This is a genomic window from Pseudomonas sp. ASL9 (genome assembly GCF_056680335.1).
In genome coordinates this window covers 5,669,118-5,683,642 of record NZ_CM155277.1, presented here as the reverse complement: position 1 = coordinate 5,683,642, position 14,525 = coordinate 5,669,118, and the positions used below count along the sequence as shown (strand labels likewise).

Annotated in this window: 14 protein-coding genes; 5 read left to right on the top strand and 9 right to left on the bottom strand. The window is 58.5% G+C overall.

Translation table 11 applies throughout. The features are described from left to right. Position 1 precedes the first annotated feature (1 nt). From AC1ME2_RS26010 to AC1ME2_RS25995, 4 genes are all read left to right on the top strand, one after another. On the top strand, positions 2-1,417 hold the full coding sequence (locus AC1ME2_RS26010) for a sigma-54 interaction domain-containing protein (RefSeq protein WP_480438049.1): 1,416 nt from the start codon (positions 2-4) through the stop codon (positions 1,415-1,417). A 460-nt stretch (positions 1,418-1,877) separates the two neighbouring features. After that, complete coding sequence (locus AC1ME2_RS26005) at positions 1,878-3,269, top strand: GntP family permease (protein WP_480438047.1); 1,392 nt, start codon at positions 1,878-1,880, stop codon at positions 3,267-3,269. Between the two features lie 10 nt (positions 3,270-3,279). Then, positions 3,280-4,050 carry a 3-hydroxybutyrate dehydrogenase gene (locus AC1ME2_RS26000; RefSeq protein WP_480438046.1) on the top strand — a complete coding sequence of 257 codons (771 nt, stop codon included), beginning with the start codon at positions 3,280-3,282 and terminating at the stop codon, positions 4,048-4,050. Positions 4,051-4,066: 16 nt separating this feature from the next. After that, on the top strand, positions 4,067-6,022 hold the full coding sequence (locus AC1ME2_RS25995) for an acetoacetate--CoA ligase (RefSeq protein WP_480438044.1): 1,956 nt from the start codon (positions 4,067-4,069) through the stop codon (positions 6,020-6,022). Between the two features lie 12 nt (positions 6,023-6,034). On the opposite strand, the gene AC1ME2_RS25990 is transcribed toward AC1ME2_RS25995, so the two are convergent. After that, positions 6,035-7,213, bottom strand: coding sequence for a PilT/PilU family type 4a pilus ATPase (locus AC1ME2_RS25990; RefSeq protein WP_480438043.1), 1,179 nt, complete (start codon positions 7,211-7,213; stop codon positions 6,035-6,037). A gap of 208 nt (positions 7,214-7,421) precedes the next feature. Between AC1ME2_RS25990 and AC1ME2_RS25985 the strand changes: the two genes are divergently transcribed. Further along, entirely contained in the window at positions 7,422-7,697 is a 276-nt protein-coding gene (locus tag AC1ME2_RS25985; protein WP_480438042.1) for a peptidylprolyl isomerase, read from the top strand. A 60-nt stretch (positions 7,698-7,757) separates the two neighbouring features. Here AC1ME2_RS25985 and kdgK read toward each other — a convergent pair whose 3' ends face one another. The 8 genes from kdgK to AC1ME2_RS25945 all read right to left on the bottom strand — a co-directional run bounded on the left by kdgK (position 7,758) and on the right by AC1ME2_RS25945 (position 14,322). Continuing rightward, a complete protein-coding gene (kdgK, locus tag AC1ME2_RS25980; protein WP_480438040.1) occupies positions 7,758-8,705 on the bottom strand; it encodes a 2-dehydro-3-deoxygluconokinase in 948 nt (315 codons plus the stop codon). Positions 8,706-8,723: 18 nt separating this feature from the next. Next, positions 8,724-9,929, bottom strand: a complete 1,206-nt coding sequence (locus tag AC1ME2_RS25975; RefSeq protein ID WP_480438039.1) for an amino acid deaminase — start codon at positions 9,927-9,929, stop codon at positions 8,724-8,726. A gap of 34 nt (positions 9,930-9,963) precedes the next feature. Next, positions 9,964-10,728, bottom strand: a complete 765-nt coding sequence (locus tag AC1ME2_RS25970; RefSeq protein WP_480438038.1) for an IclR family transcriptional regulator — start codon at positions 10,726-10,728, stop codon at positions 9,964-9,966. Positions 10,729-10,807: 79 nt separating this feature from the next. Then, a complete protein-coding gene (locus AC1ME2_RS25965; protein WP_480438037.1) occupies positions 10,808-11,200 on the bottom strand; it encodes a RidA family protein in 393 nt (130 codons plus the stop codon). An 81-nt stretch (positions 11,201-11,281) separates the two neighbouring features. Continuing rightward, positions 11,282-12,073, bottom strand: a complete 792-nt coding sequence (locus tag AC1ME2_RS25960) for an amino acid ABC transporter ATP-binding protein (protein ID WP_480438036.1) — start codon at positions 12,071-12,073, stop codon at positions 11,282-11,284. Further along, complete coding sequence (locus AC1ME2_RS25955) at positions 12,070-12,732, bottom strand: amino acid ABC transporter permease (RefSeq protein WP_480438035.1); 663 nt, start codon at positions 12,730-12,732, stop codon at positions 12,070-12,072. The genes AC1ME2_RS25960 and AC1ME2_RS25955 overlap by 4 nt, the downstream gene beginning before the upstream one ends. A gap of 10 nt (positions 12,733-12,742) precedes the next feature. Continuing rightward, on the bottom strand, positions 12,743-13,405 hold the full coding sequence (locus tag AC1ME2_RS25950) for an amino acid ABC transporter permease (protein WP_480438034.1): 663 nt from the start codon (positions 13,403-13,405) through the stop codon (positions 12,743-12,745). A 65-nt stretch (positions 13,406-13,470) separates the two neighbouring features. Further along, on the bottom strand, positions 13,471-14,322 hold the full coding sequence (locus AC1ME2_RS25945) for a transporter substrate-binding domain-containing protein (RefSeq protein ID WP_480438032.1): 852 nt from the start codon (positions 14,320-14,322) through the stop codon (positions 13,471-13,473). Between the last annotated feature and the right edge of the window lie 203 nt (positions 14,323-14,525).

Here is a 14,525-nt window from a genome sequence, read left to right as displayed (position 1 = left end):
CATGAAAGACAGTGACGGCCTCAAGGATTACCAGCGTGTGCGGCGATTGGCGATTCGTTCATTGTTCGAGATTATCGAGCAGTCCAGCGAAGGCACGGTGATCGTCGATAAAGACGCACGCATCGTCTGGATCAACGAGCGTTATGCCCGACGTTTTGGGCTGCAAGACGCCAGTCTGGCGGTAGGCCAACCCTGTGAAAGCGTCATCCCAGGCAGCCTGCTGCGCGAGGTGGTCAACACCGGTCGGCCCGTTCTTCTGGACATGATGGACACGGCCAAGGACCCATTGGTAGTGATGCGCCTGCCGATCCACGACGATGCCGGCGCGGTGATTGGCGCCATTGGTTTTGCCCTGTTTGACGAACTGCACGCCCTCTCCCCCCTGCTCAAACGCTACTTGAGCATGCAAGAAGAGTTAGCCTCCACCCGCTCCTTGCTGCAGGCACGTCAAGCCAAATACAGCTTCGCGCACTTTATAGGCACCAGCGCAGCCAGCCTGGAGGTCAAACGCCGGGCGCGACGCAGCGCGAGTGCCGACTCACCGGTTTTGTTGCTGGGCGAAACCGGCACCGGCAAAGAGCTGCTTGCGCACGCGATCCACAGCGCTTCACCACGGGCACACAAAGCGTTCGTCAGCATCAACAGCGCAGCCATTCCTGAAACCCTGCTTGAAGCCGAGTTCTTCGGCACCGCGCCCGGCGCGTTTACCGGTGCTGATCGCAAAGGTCGGCCCGGCAAGCTGAAAATTGCTCAAGGCGGAACACTGTTTCTCGATGAAATCGGTGACATGCCGTTGCCATTGCAAAGCAAGCTGCTGCGGGTACTGCAGGAAAAGGAATACGAACCGGTGGGTTCCAATGACGTGATCAAGAGCGATATACGCCTGATCGCGGCGACCTCGACTGACCTTGAGGCGGCGATCAAGCGCGGAGAGTTTCGCGCCGATCTGTATTACCGTTTGAGCGTCCTGCCCATCCAGGTTCCCCCTTTGCGTGACCGCCTGGACGATCTGCCGGCGCTCAGCGAAGCAATCCTTGAGGAGCTGCACAGCCAGCACGAACTGGACCACGAGGCCCTCACCCTGCTCGGCCAGCATGCTTGGCCGGGCAATATCCGCGAACTGCAGAACGTGCTGGAACGTGCGGCGTTACTGAGCGACGACCTGATACTTGATGCCCGAGAAATTCGCACAGCCATTGGCACCCTTGTTCCCGTGAGCAAACCTGCGACACCTCAACCGGCCCCTGCCGAATTAGAAACATTCAGCGTTGCCCGTGAGCGATTTGATCGGCAGTTGATTGAATCGACACTGGCGCGCTGTAAAGGAAATGTCATTGAAGCGGCCAAGCGGCTTGGTCTCGGACGCTCTACGCTGTACAAAAAAATGGCAGCGTTGGGGATTGCAGAGTCTCACTAAAGAGATTTAAGTCTCTTTAGTGAGATGTGCATTTCATAGACGGTCCTCATCGCGGGCAAGCCCGCGCCCATCAATCAACCTGTAAATCATTGAAAAATAAAGCATAAATGTCATTATATTCAGCCAAACACAGATTCGTAGGAGCTGCCGAAGGCTGCAATCGGCTGCGTGGCAGTCGTAAACTCTGGATTGCTGAAGGTCGTGCCGGTCGCCCGCGACCCCGGCCTATCGCAGCCTTCGGCAGCTCCTACATCCCCCGTTTGCTGCGCGACAGCGCCGCGTCGAAGATGGGGCTGGCCACGTCTCTGTTTTGAGACATAAAAGATCGTCTTTATTTTCAAATAAAATAAAAAGCTAATAAATTCAGATAGTTAGCGATATGGCACGAAACTCGCTATACCTATTGCCAGCGCGGGCTTGCCCGCAGCTCAAAAAAACAATAACAATCAGGAGACACTCAATGAGTGTAATCATCGCCTTAGCCGCCCTCGCGCTGCTGATGGTTGCTGCATACCGTGGCTATAGCGTTATCCTCTTCGCCCCCATTGCCGCCCTCGGCGCGGTGTTGCTGACCGACCCTTCGGCCGTAGCCCCTGCGTTTAGCGGGGTGTTCATGGAAAAAATGGTCGGCTTCGTCAAACTCTACTTCCCGGTCTTTCTGCTGGGTGCCGTGTTCGGTAAATTGATCGAGCTGTCCGGTTTCTCGCGGGCCATCGTCGCTGCAGCCATTCGGTTGCTGGGTACACGACAGGCCATGCTGGTGATCGTGCTGGTCTGCGCCCTGCTCACCTACGGCGGCGTTTCCCTGTTCGTGGTGGTGTTCGCGGTGTATCCGTTTGCTGCCGAAATGTTTCGCCAGAGCGATATTCCCAAGCGCTTGATTCCAGCCACCATCGCCTTGGGTGCGTTTTCCTTCACCATGGACGCGCTGCCCGGTACCCCGCAGATTCAGAACATCATCCCCACAACCTTCTTCAACACCACCGCCTGGGCTGCTCCGTGGCTGGGGTTGATCGGCACGCTGTTCGTGTTCTGCACCGGCATGCTGTATCTGCAGCGCCAACGCAAGAAGGCCCAGCGTGCTGGCGAAGGCTACGGTACCGAACTGCGCAACGAGCCGGAAACCGCCGAGAACGTCAAGCTGCCCAATGCATGGATCGCGCTGTCGCCGCTGTTGCTGGTGGGCGTCATGAACCTGCTGTTCACCCACTGGATTCCACAGTGGTATGGCAAAACCCACACCCTCAGCCTGCCAGGCATGGCGACACCGGTACAAACAGAAATCGCCAAGCTGACTGCGATCTGGGCGGTGGAAGCGGCCCTGCTGATCGGCATTCTGGCCGTGTTGGTGTTCGGCTATGGTGCCATTCGCGGCAAACTGGCCGAAGGCAGCAGAAGCGCCGTCGGCGGTGCGCTGCTCGCCGCGATGAACACAGCGTCGGAATATGGCTTTGGTGCGGTGATTGCGTCCCTGCCAGGGTTCCTGGTACTCGCCGATTGGCTGAAAGGTATTCCCAACCCGCTGGCCAATGAAGCCATCACTGTGACATTGCTGGCGGGTATCACCGGTTCGGCCTCGGGCGGGATGAGCATCGCGCTGGCGGCCATGTCCGACAGCTTTATTGCTGCGGCCCACGCCGCCAATATCCCTCTGGAAGTGCTCCACCGCGTGGCTGCCATGGCCAGCGGCGGCATGGATACTCTGCCGCACAACGGCGCAGTGATCACCCTGCTGGCGGTGACCGGTTTGACCCACCGCGAGGCCTACCGGGACATATTCAGCATCACGATTATCAAAACACTGGCGGTCTTCGTTGTGATCGGCACTTTCTACGCCACCGGCATCGTTTGAGGAATTGCACATGAGTCTTCAAGGAAAAACCGCACTGGTCACCGGCTCCACCAGCGGCATCGGCCTGGGCATCGCCCTGAGCCTGGCCAAAGCTGGCGCCAACCTGGTACTCAATGGCTTTGGCGATGCCTCGGCAGTGCTGGCCGAGGTCAGACAGTTGGGTGGCAAGGTTGGCCACCACCCTGCCGATGTCAGTGACCCCGCACAGATCGCTGAAATGATCGCCTACGCCGAACGTGAGTTCGGCGGCGTCGACATTCTGGTCAACAACGCGGGTATCCAGTATGTCGCGCCGGTTGAAGCGTTTCCGGTGGAACGCTGGGATTCGATCATCGCGATCAACCTGTCGTCCGTGTTCCACAGCACCCGCCTGTGCCTGCCAGGGATGCGCGCCAAGGGGTGGGGGCGCATTGTCAACATCGCCTCGGTGCATGGCTTGGTGGGTTCAACCGGCAAGGCGGCCTATGTCGCCGCCAAGCATGGGGTGATCGGTTTGACCAAAGTGGTCGGGCTGGAAACCGCTGCCAGCAACGTCACCTGCAACGCGATCTGCCCCGGCTGGGTGCTGACGCCGCTGGTGCAGCAACAGATCGACGCCCGCGCTGCCGCCGATGGAGACCTGGAAAAAGCCAGGCATGATTTGTTGGCCGAAAAGCAACCTTCGCTGGAGTTCGTCACGCCGCCGCAACTGGGCGAGCTGGTGCTGTTCCTGTGCAGTGAAGCCGGTAGCCAGGTGCGTGGTGCCGCGTGGAACATCGATGGTGGCTGGTTGGCGCAGTAAGCGGAGCGGACGGACCATGACTGAAGCACTTTGGACCCCAAGCGCGCAGCGAATAGGTGCCACGCGCATGGACGCCTTTCGGCGTTTCATCAACCAGCGTCACCACCTTCAGTTGCGTGATTACTTGGCACTGCACCAGTGGAGCATCGACCAGCGCGAACGCTTTTGGCAGGCGATTGTCGATGTCTTCGGTATCGAATTCCACACGCCGCCCAGCGCAGTGCTTATCGAAGGCCCACAGATGCCGAGCGCCCAGTGGTTTCCGGGCGCAACGCTGAATTTCGCCGAACACTTGCTGCGCCGACGCGACGATTATCCGGCGGTGATTTCTGTCAGCGAAGACGGTCAGCGCATGCAATTGACCTACGCCGAGCTGGCGGAGCATGTCGCAGGCTTGCAACAAAGCCTGCGGGATGCGGGTGTTGGCGTGGGCGACCGCGTGGCTGCTTGTATGCCCAATACCTGGCAGACGTTGGTCGCCATGCTTGCCACCACCAGCCTGGGGGCGATCTGGTCCTGTTCATCCCCGGACTTCGGCACCCAGGGCGTGATTGATCGCTTCGGTCAGATCGAACCGAAAGTGCTGCTCACCTGTGCGGGCTATCACTATGCCGGCAAGTCCATTGACCAGACCGCCAAGGTCAATGAAATCCTTGAACGCCTGCCTTCTCTGCAACAACTGATCATCGTGCCCTATGCCCGCCCTGAGGCCAGGGCGGAGGATTTCCAGACCCCGGCCAACGTGGCGCTATGGAACGACTTTTATACCGTCGGAGGCGAGCCGTACTTCGTTGCGGTGCCTTTCGCCCACCCGCTGTATATCCTTTATTCGAGCGGCACCACCGGCGTGCCCAAATGCATCATTCACAGCACGGGCGGCGTGCTGTTGCAGCACGTCAAAGAACAGGGCCTGCACGCCGATCTGGGACGTGACGACTGCCTGTTCTACTACACCACCTGCGGCTGGATGATGTGGAACTGGCTGGTCTCGGGCCTGGCCCTGGGTGCGACGGTCGTCCTTTACGACGGCTCGCCGTTTTACCCCGGTCCGCAACGGCTGATGGACTTGATCGACAATGAGAACATCAGCGTTTTCGGCACCAGCGCCAAATACCTCGCGGAGCTGGAAAGGCACTCGATCCAGCCACGTTTAACCCATCGCCTGACACGACTCAAAACCCTGCTGTCCACGGGTTCACCGCTGGCGGCGAGCAGTTACGATTACGTCTATCGCGAAATCAAAGAAGACCTGTGCTTGTCGTCGATTTCCGGTGGCACTGACATCGTGTCTTGCTTCGTCATCGGCAACCCAGTATTGCCGGTGCACCGTGGCGAAATGCAGTGCAAAAGCCTGGGCATGGCGGTAGAGGTGTGGAACGACGATGGACAGCCGGTGATCGGCGAGAAAGGTGAGCTGGTCTGCACCCGGCATTTTCCAGCGATTCCCATCGGCTTCTGGAATGACCCGCAGCAAGAAAAGCTACTGGCGACCTATTTCACCCAGTTCCCCGGTGTCTGGGCCCATGGCGACTATGCCGAAGAAACCGAGCGCGGAAGCATGATCATTCATGGGCGCTCGGACGCTGTGCTCAACCCGGGTGGTGTGCGCATCGGCACCGCTGAGATCTACCGCCAGGTGGAAAAAGTCGAGCAGGTGCTGGAGAGCATCGCTATTGGCCAGCGCTGGAAAGACGACGTGCGCGTGGTGCTGTTCGTCCGCCTGCAGGACGGGTTGCACTTGACGCCAGAACTGGAACAGCAGATCCGTCAGGTGATCCGCGCCAACACCACCCCACGTCACGTGCCCGCCAAAATTGTCGCGGTGACAGACATCCCTCGTACCATCAGCGGCAAGATCGTCGAGTTGGCGGTGCGCAATGTGGTGCACGGCCAGCCGGTGAAGAACACCGATGCACTGGCCAATCCGCAGGCGCTGGAGCAGTTTCGGAATCGAGACGAGTTGAACAGCTAGCTCTACAGCTGATCAGCTACGACGCGGGCCGCCGTCGTCGTGCTCATCCACCAGCCCCCAGTTCGCTACATTCACTTCGGCGGCGGGCTCGGGCGGCGGTGGGGCCGACGTGACGGGCGTCGTAGGGCCGCCTTCTCGGTGCAGTTTGAGGCGTAGACGCACGTTATTCATGGAGTCGGCGTTCTTCAGTGCCTCCTCGTCGCTGATGACGCCCTCAATCACCAGATCGTACAACGCGCTGTCGAACGTTTGCATCCCCAGGTGGGTGGACCGCTCCATGATGCCTTTGAGCTCGCCCAGCTCATTGCGCTGGATAAAGTCGCGAATCGTCGGCGTGCCCAGCATCACTTCGACAGCGGCTCGTCGCTTGCCATCCAGGGTATTGACCAGCCGCTGAGAAACGAATGCTTTGAGGTTATTGCCCAAGTCATGCAACAGCTGCTGACGACGGTCTTCGGGGAAAAAGTTGATGATCCGGTCCAGCGCCTGGTTGGCGTTGTTGGCGTGCAGCGTTGAAATAGCCAGGTGACCGGTATCGGCAAAGGCCAGGGCATGCTCCATGGTTTCGCGGTCACGGATTTCACCGATCAGGATCACATCCGGCGCTTGGCGCAAGGTGTTCTTCAAGGCCGCATGAAAACTGCGGGTGTCCACACCCACTTCGCGTTGGTTGATGATCGATTTTTTGTGCCGGTGGATATATTCCACCGGGTCTTCAATGGTGATGATATGGCCGCTGCTATTGCGATTGCGGTAGTCGATCAACGCCGCAAGTGACGTGGACTTACCCGAGCCGGTGGCGCCGACGAACAGCACCAGGCCCCGTTTTTCCATCACAACATCGAGGAGGATCGGTGGCAGGTGCAGATCTTCGAAGCGGGGAATATCCAGCTTGATGTTGCGCGCCACGATGGACACTTCGTTGCGCTGCTTGAAAATGTTGATCCGAAAGCGACCGATACCGGCCAACGACACCGCCAAATTCATTTCCAGCTCGCGCTCGAACTCAATCTTTTGTTCGGCATCCATGATACTGGCGGCGACTATAGCGACTTCCCCCCCCTTCAAGGCCTCAGTGCTCAGGGGCTTAAGGACGCCGTTGAACTTGGCGCAGGGAGGCGCGCCGGTCGATAGAAAAAGATCCGATCCGTCCTGGCTGGCCAGGATTTTCAACAACGCCGGGAAATCCATGAGCAGCATCCGCACGAAATAGGGTAAATGACAGCCTGCCAGAAAATAGAGGCAGCTTGGGTACCTGTCTGATGGCCCCTAGCTTGGAGTGATTACGCTTGCGGCGCAAATCGATATGGGTGTTCTGGCGGACAAGTCCGAGGAAATGATCAATCGGCGCCAAGGACAGGCATAATAGCCACCGATTTTTCCAGGACTGCCCTGCGACATGAAAGCTCTCGCCCGCCATATTCTGGTGAAAACCGCCGAAGAGGCCGAACAACTCAAGCAGCGTATCGCCAAAGGCGAAGCGTTCGACGTGTTGGCCAAAAAATACTCAACCTGCCCCTCCGGCAAACGCGGCGGCGACCTGGGTGAAGTTCGCCCTGGTCAAATGGTTGGCATCATCGATCAGGTCATCTTCAAGAAGCCGCTGCGCGTCGTGCACGGGCCGGTCAAGAGCAAGTTTGGTTATCACCTGGTCCAAGTGTTTTATCGGGATTGAGAGAGACATCGCTCCCACTGTGTGGGAGCGACTTCATTCGCGAATGGCTTTACACCCCGGCTACTGAAACACCGGCATCACACTCTTGGGAATCAGCGCCCCCGGATGCTGGATCACCAGACTCGCCAATCGGTGCCCGGCTTCAGCCGCTTCCTGCGGGCTTGCGCCTTTGAGGCGTTGAGCCAGGTAGGCGGCGCTGAACGAGTCCCCGGCCGCTGTGGTATCGATTACCCGCTGTACCGGGTGCGCCGGAATATCGAATCGCTCCCCTTGCGACTCAACTAGGCAGCTGTCCGCGCCACGTTTGACCACCACTTCGCTGATGCCCATCTGCCGATACGCCGCCAATAGCTGCTCGCTGTCCTCGTAACCAAACAACGCCCGCTCGTCATCCTCGGTCAACAGCGCCACATCGACATGCGGCAAACACGCCCAATAGGCTTCGCGGGCCTGATCCACACTGACCCATAGGCGCGGACGGTAATTGTTGTCGAAGGCAACTCTGGCACCGCGCCTACGCGCCTCGACCAGCGCCGACAATAACCGCGCACGGCCCTGCTCGCCCAATACCGCCAAGGTAATGCCGCTGAAATACAACACGTCGTAGCTGGGCAGTGCCGCCAGAATCGGCTCCGCCGCCGGGGTCGTGAAGCAATCGCGCACGGCGGCTTCATTGCGCCAATACAGAAAACGTCGTTCGCCATTGGCATCGGTCTGAATGCAGTACAGACCCGGCAGGCGCCCAGGCAAACGCTGGACCTTGCTCAAACCGATCCCCTCATCTGCCCAGACGTTGCACATGGCATCACTGAAACTGTCGTCGCCCAGGGCCGTGACGTAGTCCACCTGCCCGTCGCCCCCGAGCATACGCGCCAAGTACACCGCCGTATTCAGGGTGTCGCCACCGAAACTCTGCTGCAGGCTGCCATTGGCATGCTGTTGCAGCTCGATCATGCATTCGCCGATCAGGGCGACGCGAGGATGACTGTGACGGATCAATGTACTCATCAGGCTGCGCTCCTCGGCTTAGAAGCAGGTGGTCAGGGTTTCAATGACCTGCAGGTTCTCATCCACCAGACAACCCGTACGCCACTTGTCGAACGTCAGGCAAGGGTGGGACGTACCGAAGGCAATGATGTCGCCAATGTGCAGCTCACAACCCGGGGCGACGGTCATGAACGCATGCTGATCCATCACCGCAGTGACGGTGCAGGCACTGACATCATCACCCTGCGCAGGTAACACACCGGCTTTATAACGCAGCAGTGGGTTGGGCAATCCGGCATCGTAGGCTACGTCGCGCTTGCCCAGAGCGATTACCGCAAAGCCCGGCTCTGGCAGCGACTGCACATGCGCCCAGACTTCCAGCGCCGGACGCAGGGCCTCGCTCAACTCGCTGCGACGGTCGAGCACGCAGCATTGCGCTTCTTTATAGATGCCGTGGTCGTGCACCACGTAACTGCCAGGGCGTAGCACGCTGAGGAACCGCTCACGCACCGCCTGGGCATCGAAGGCCTCAGCGATCAGGTCATACCAGGCAGAGCCGGAAGCCGTGACAATTGGCCTATCCAGTGCAAACGCACCTTTGTCCTGCAGCTCGACGGCCAGACGCACCAACGAGGCGGCAAACGCTTTGATGTCTGCCACAGCATGATCGCCATGAATAACGCCTTCGTAGCCTTCAATGCCAGTCAAGGCCAGCGCCGGCTGTGCGGCGATGGCATCGGCCAGGGCCAACACTTGCTGCTCGCTGCGGCAGCCACAACGACCGCCCACCACGCCGTATTCGATCATCACGTTCAGGCGCAGACCCCGGCCGCCGAAATACTCACCCAGCGCCGCCACGTTGTCCGGGTGATCGACCATGCAGTGAAAATCGAACATCGAGTCATCGAGCACATCGGCAATCAGCGCCATATTGGGCGTACCGACCAGTTGATTGGCCATCAACACCCGACGCACGCCATGGGCGTAAGCCGCACGGGTCTGCACCGCCGTCGCCAGGGTGATGCCCCAAGCGCCCTCTTCGAGCTGGCGGCGAAACAGTGCCGGCACCATGCTGGTTTTGCCATGGGGCGCTAGCTCAGCGCCGCTGTTGCTGACAAACGCCTGCATCCAGCGAATGTTGTGTTCCAGTGCTTGGCGGTGGATTACCAGCGCAGGCAGGCTGACGTCGCAAACCAGACTATCGCCCGGCGTGGCGGCGCCCTTTTCTACTGCTGCAGTGCTCATGGCTATTCTCCTGATCAACGCGGAGCGTGCCGCGTTATTCGTTGATTCTGCGTGCAAGGCCGTTGGCACTGTCGATCAGTACCCGGCGATAGTCGCTGTAATTATTCTTGGCGTCTTCCCGCGGCGCGACGATGCACAGGGTGGCGACGCAGATGCCTCGCTCGTCCTTGACCGGTGCGGCGAAGCAATGGGTGAAGGTATCGGCCACGCTGTCGAAGGAAAAGAAGCCTTCTGCGCCAGCCCTACGAATTTCTCGCAGAAACGTGTCCAGTGGCAGGCGCTCGCCATCCGGCAGGATGTAGTCCTCGGGGTCGATCAAGTCGATGATCTGCTGATCGCTCAGATGGCTGAGCAACAGGCGTCCGGAGGCGGTCCACGGAATCGGCGCATTCTCGCCAATATCGGAAGATATCCGAAAATGCCGTTCGCCCTCCTTCATCAATGCCACCGTGTATTTGCGCCCGTTGAGCAGGCACATTTGTGCGGTTTCATGGGTCTGGCTGACGATCTCGGCCAAGGAAGCCTCGGCCTCACGGGTGAAGTCGAAGTGCCGCAGGTGGGCCTGCCCCAGAAAATACAACTGCCGACCCAGATAGACATGCCCTTCCTTGCCGACTGCCTCCAGAATCCGTCGTTCGAGCAGCGAGCCGACCAACTCGTAAACCGTCGATTTAGGGCTGCCAATGCCGCTGGCTATTTCATTCGGGCGCAGCGGCGTACCTTTTTCCTTGAGGAAGTCGAGAATATCAAACGCCCGGTCCAGCCCTCTTGCCCGGCGTTTGATCGTGTCTTCGGTCATGTTCACACTACCCCTTAAAAAGTGCCGAGCAGTTTAATCATTCCCGCGCGCCGAGCGGGAATGATCGCTTGAAGACCACTCAGGCCTTGGGTTTCTTATAAGCGATGCAATCAATCTCGACCTTGCAGTCGACCATCATATTGGCCTGCACACAGGCCCGGGCCGGGGCATGCTGGCTGACGAAGTATTCGGCGAACACCTTGTTAAAGCTCCAGAAGTCTCGCGGATCTTCCAGCCATACACCGGCGCGCACTACATCTTCCAAGCCATACCCAGCCTCGCTGAGGATGGCGATCAGGTTCTGCATGGTTTTGTGGGTTTGCTCGACAATCCCACCGTTGATGATCTCGCCATTTTCCATCGCCACCTGACCGGACACATGCAACCAGCCATCGGCTTCGACTGCGCGGGCGAAAGGCAAAGGTTGGCCACCCGCGCCAACTGCACCAGTGCCAATACGAGTAATGCTCATGGGTATCTCCTGTTCTTTATCTAAAAAAGTTGATCCAAATGGATTGATGTAAAAGCCACTCGGGATAACAGCGTCTGATGATTAGAACCGAATGCTTTTGAGGAACTCTCCCAAACGCGCCGACTTTGGCCGTTCAAATAACTCCTTGGGTGGCCCCTGCTCTTCGATGCGACCCTGATTCATGAACACGATCTGATCGGACACTTCATAAGCGAAACGCATCTCATGGGTGACCAGCAGCATGGTCATGCCTTCTTCGGCCAGGCCCTTGATCACACTCAGCACTTCACCCACCAGTTCCGGGTCCAGCGCAGACGTCACTTCGTCGAACAACATCAGGCTCGGGTTCATGGCAATGGCACGGGCAATCGCCACACGCTGTTGCTGGCCGCCGGACAACTGCCCCGGAAAGTGATTGCGCCGGTCGAGCAGACCGACGCGTTCCAGCCATTTCTCTGCCAACGCTACGGCCTGATCCTTGGGCAGCTTTTTCACTTTCAACAAGCCCAAAGTGACGTTTTGCAGGGCACTCAAGTGCGGAAACAGATTGAATTGCTGAAACGCCATGCCGGTCATGGCCCGATGCTGTGCAATGACTTTTTCCGGGTGACGAACACGTTTGCCATTGATATCGCTGTAACCGATGTCCTGGCCATCAAGACGGATATGACCGCCCTGAAACTCTTCCAGTAGGTTGACGCAACGCAGCAACGTGGTTTTTCCCGAGCCACTGGAGCCGATCAAGGTCACGACGTTGCCGCGCTGCATGCTTAGATCGACGCCCTTGAGCACCTCAACAGCGCCGTAGGATTTGTGCAGCCCCTCGATACTCAGCAAGGCTGGGGCGGCAGTAGCAGTGTGTGTCTGTGTCATGGCAAGGCCACCCGTTTTTCGATTTGCCGCCCAAGAAGCTCGATGGCGTAGTTGATGAGGAAAAAGAGAAAACCGGCGAACAGATAGAACTCCAGGGTCATGAAGGTCCGGGCGATCACCTGTTGGGTACTGAGCAGCAATTCGGCCACGCCGATGACCGACAACAGCGTCGAGGCTTTGACAATCTCGGTGGAGGAATTGACCCAGGTCGGCAAAATCTGCCGCAATGCTTGAGGCAACAACACGTAGCCCAACGACTGCCTGAACGTCAGCCCGATGGCCTTGCCCGCCTCAAGCTGGCCGCGCGGAATAGCCTGCAAGGCACCGCGCACGATTTCCGCCACGTGGGAGCCGCAAAACAGCGTCAGCCCCAAGGCACCGGCTTGAAATGCGCTGATCTGCCAGCCCAGCGCCGGGGCCATATAGAAACAGGCCAGCACCAGTACAAACACCGGCGTGCCGCGAATCAGGTCGACATAGACCCGAAACGGCAGGCGGCCCCAGAGTTTGCCGTAGGTCAGCACCAGGCCTGCAACCATGCCGATCAGGGTCCCGCAAATAATGGCCAGCGCGGAGCACTCGATACTGGTCAAAAAACCCGACCACAACGTTTCGCGGGCAATCCATAATTCTTGCAGCCAGCTATGGGATTCGTACATATCAAACCTCCTAGCGACGGATAGCCAAGCGCTGCTCGAGGTAACGCAGGAGCATGGCGATGAGATAACAGGTCGCGACATACAGTGCCGTGGTGACCATCCAGGTTTCGATAACCCGGTAGCTTTCGACGTTGATCTTGCGGGCGTAATACGTCAGCTCCGGCACGGCAATCGCCGCCGCCAGCGAAGTGTCCTTGAACAGCGAGATGAAGTTGTTGGACAGCGCCGGCAGCACGTTGCGAATCATCACCGGCACGATGATGTACGCGCGGACCTGCCATTCGCCCAGGCCAATGGCCAATCCTGCTTCACGCTGCCCCTTGTGAATACTCAGCAACCCGGCACGGAATACTTCGGTCAAATAGGCCCCGGCGTAGAGCGACAGGGTCACGATGAACGAGGACAGCTTGTCCATGCGAATGCCCACGCTCGGCAGTGCAAAGTAGATCAACAGGATCAACACCAGAATCGGCGTATTGCGGATCACGGTCACGTAGACCGATGCGATAGCGCGCAGCGCACGGTACTTCGACAGCAGCGCGAACGCCGACATCAGGCCGATCACACACCCAATCGCAATCGAGATCAGCGCCAGCTCCAGGCCCAAACCCAGGCCCGACAGTAAGCTGGGAAAATCACGCCAGACCGCTGCAAAATTCAACTGATAGTTCATGGTCAGCAGCACCTGAGACGGGAAGGCACGATCGTCCTCCCTGCCCCATCAATGTCAGGTTCGTATTACTTGAATTCCAAGGGAAAGCCGATTGCAGGGGGCGGCAGCTCCACACCGAACCATTGTTTGAACGATGCGGCATACGTCGGGAATTCGACGCCAGTCATCGCTTCATGCAGCACGGTATTAACGAAGTTCAGCCAGTCCTGGTCGCCACGTTTGACGGCACAGGCATAGGTCTGCGGGCTCCAGGCGAAAGCCGGGGTGCGATAGCGACCAGGGTTCTGCACCATCAGGTATTTCACCGAGGACTGATCGGTGGCAGCGGTATCGGCTCGACCCGAGTTGATGGCCTGATACATCAGGTCCACGCTGTCGTACTGGTCGACTTTGGCTTTCGGCAATGCCTGATGCACCAACTCTTCGGCATACACGTTCTGCAACACGGCCACGGTCACACCGCTACCCGCGGCTTTCAAATCGTCGATTTCCTTGTACTTGCTGTTGGCTGGCAGCAACAGCGCAACGCCTTCGCGGTAGTACGGCAGGGTGAACGCCACTTGCTGAGCACGACTGGCGGTGACAGTGATGAACTGGCAGCTCATGTCGACCTTGTCGGTCAGCAGGTTGGGAATACGCGCGTCAGACGACTGCACCACGAACTCGACCTTGCTCGGGTCATTGAACAAACCCTTGGCGACCATACGGGCAATATCGATATCAAAACCCTGCAACTTCCCGTCCGCGCCCTGGAAATGCCAAGGCGCATTGGTGCTGCCCGTACCCACGACCAGATGGCCACGCTGCAACACGCTGTCGAGCTTGCTGGCGTCCGCCGCCTGCACCGAGTTAACCAACGTGGCCGTAGCCGCAAGAACAAACGCACACGCTTTCAAAAAGGAAGGTCCGCTATGCATGACATGAACTCCGCCGTGATGTTGATTCCGCTGTAACGGAACTAGGTATGTAACAACGGAATAGACAGCAGAAAGTGTGCCACAGAGAACCGCAGGAAAAACAGGACGAAGAAAAGTGTTCTGGATCAACGAGATGGCGTAAAGAGACTATCTTGCGAGGAAAATCGAGGAGGAAACAACCCGCTACCATTTGCCACAGAACT

Coding starts and splice junctions, on each gene's coding strand:
- AC1ME2_RS25970 (WP_480438038.1), bottom strand. CDS start 10,728: ATGACCGAAGACACGATCAAACGCCGGGCAAGAGGGCTGGACCGGGCG.
- AC1ME2_RS25955 (WP_480438035.1), bottom strand. CDS start 12,732: ATGTACGAATCCCATAGCTGGCTGCAAGAATTATGGATTGCCCGCGAA.
- AC1ME2_RS25975 (WP_480438039.1), bottom strand. CDS start 9,929: ATGAGCACTGCAGCAGTAGAAAAGGGCGCCGCCACGCCGGGCGATAGT.
- AC1ME2_RS25965 (WP_480438037.1), bottom strand. CDS start 11,200: ATGAGCATTACTCGTATTGGCACTGGTGCAGTTGGCGCGGGTGGCCAA.
- AC1ME2_RS25960 (WP_480438036.1), bottom strand. CDS start 12,073: ATGACACAGACACACACTGCTACTGCCGCCCCAGCCTTGCTGAGTATC.
- AC1ME2_RS25950 (WP_480438034.1), bottom strand. CDS start 13,405: ATGAACTATCAGTTGAATTTTGCAGCGGTCTGGCGTGATTTTCCCAGC.
- AC1ME2_RS25945 (WP_480438032.1), bottom strand. CDS start 14,322: ATGCATAGCGGACCTTCCTTTTTGAAAGCGTGTGCGTTTGTTCTTGCG.
- AC1ME2_RS25995 (WP_480438044.1), top strand. CDS start 4,067: ATGACTGAAGCACTTTGGACCCCAAGCGCGCAGCGAATAGGTGCCACG.
- AC1ME2_RS25985 (WP_480438042.1), top strand. CDS start 7,422: ATGAAAGCTCTCGCCCGCCATATTCTGGTGAAAACCGCCGAAGAGGCC.
- kdgK (WP_480438040.1), bottom strand. CDS start 8,705: ATGAGTACATTGATCCGTCACAGTCATCCTCGCGTCGCCCTGATCGGC.
- AC1ME2_RS26000 (WP_480438046.1), top strand. CDS start 3,280: ATGAGTCTTCAAGGAAAAACCGCACTGGTCACCGGCTCCACCAGCGGC.
- AC1ME2_RS26010 (WP_480438049.1), top strand. CDS start 2: ATGAAAGACAGTGACGGCCTCAAGGATTACCAGCGTGTGCGGCGATTG.
- AC1ME2_RS25990 (WP_480438043.1), bottom strand. CDS start 7,213: ATGGATTTCCCGGCGTTGTTGAAAATCCTGGCCAGCCAGGACGGATCG.
- AC1ME2_RS26005 (WP_480438047.1), top strand. CDS start 1,878: ATGAGTGTAATCATCGCCTTAGCCGCCCTCGCGCTGCTGATGGTTGCT.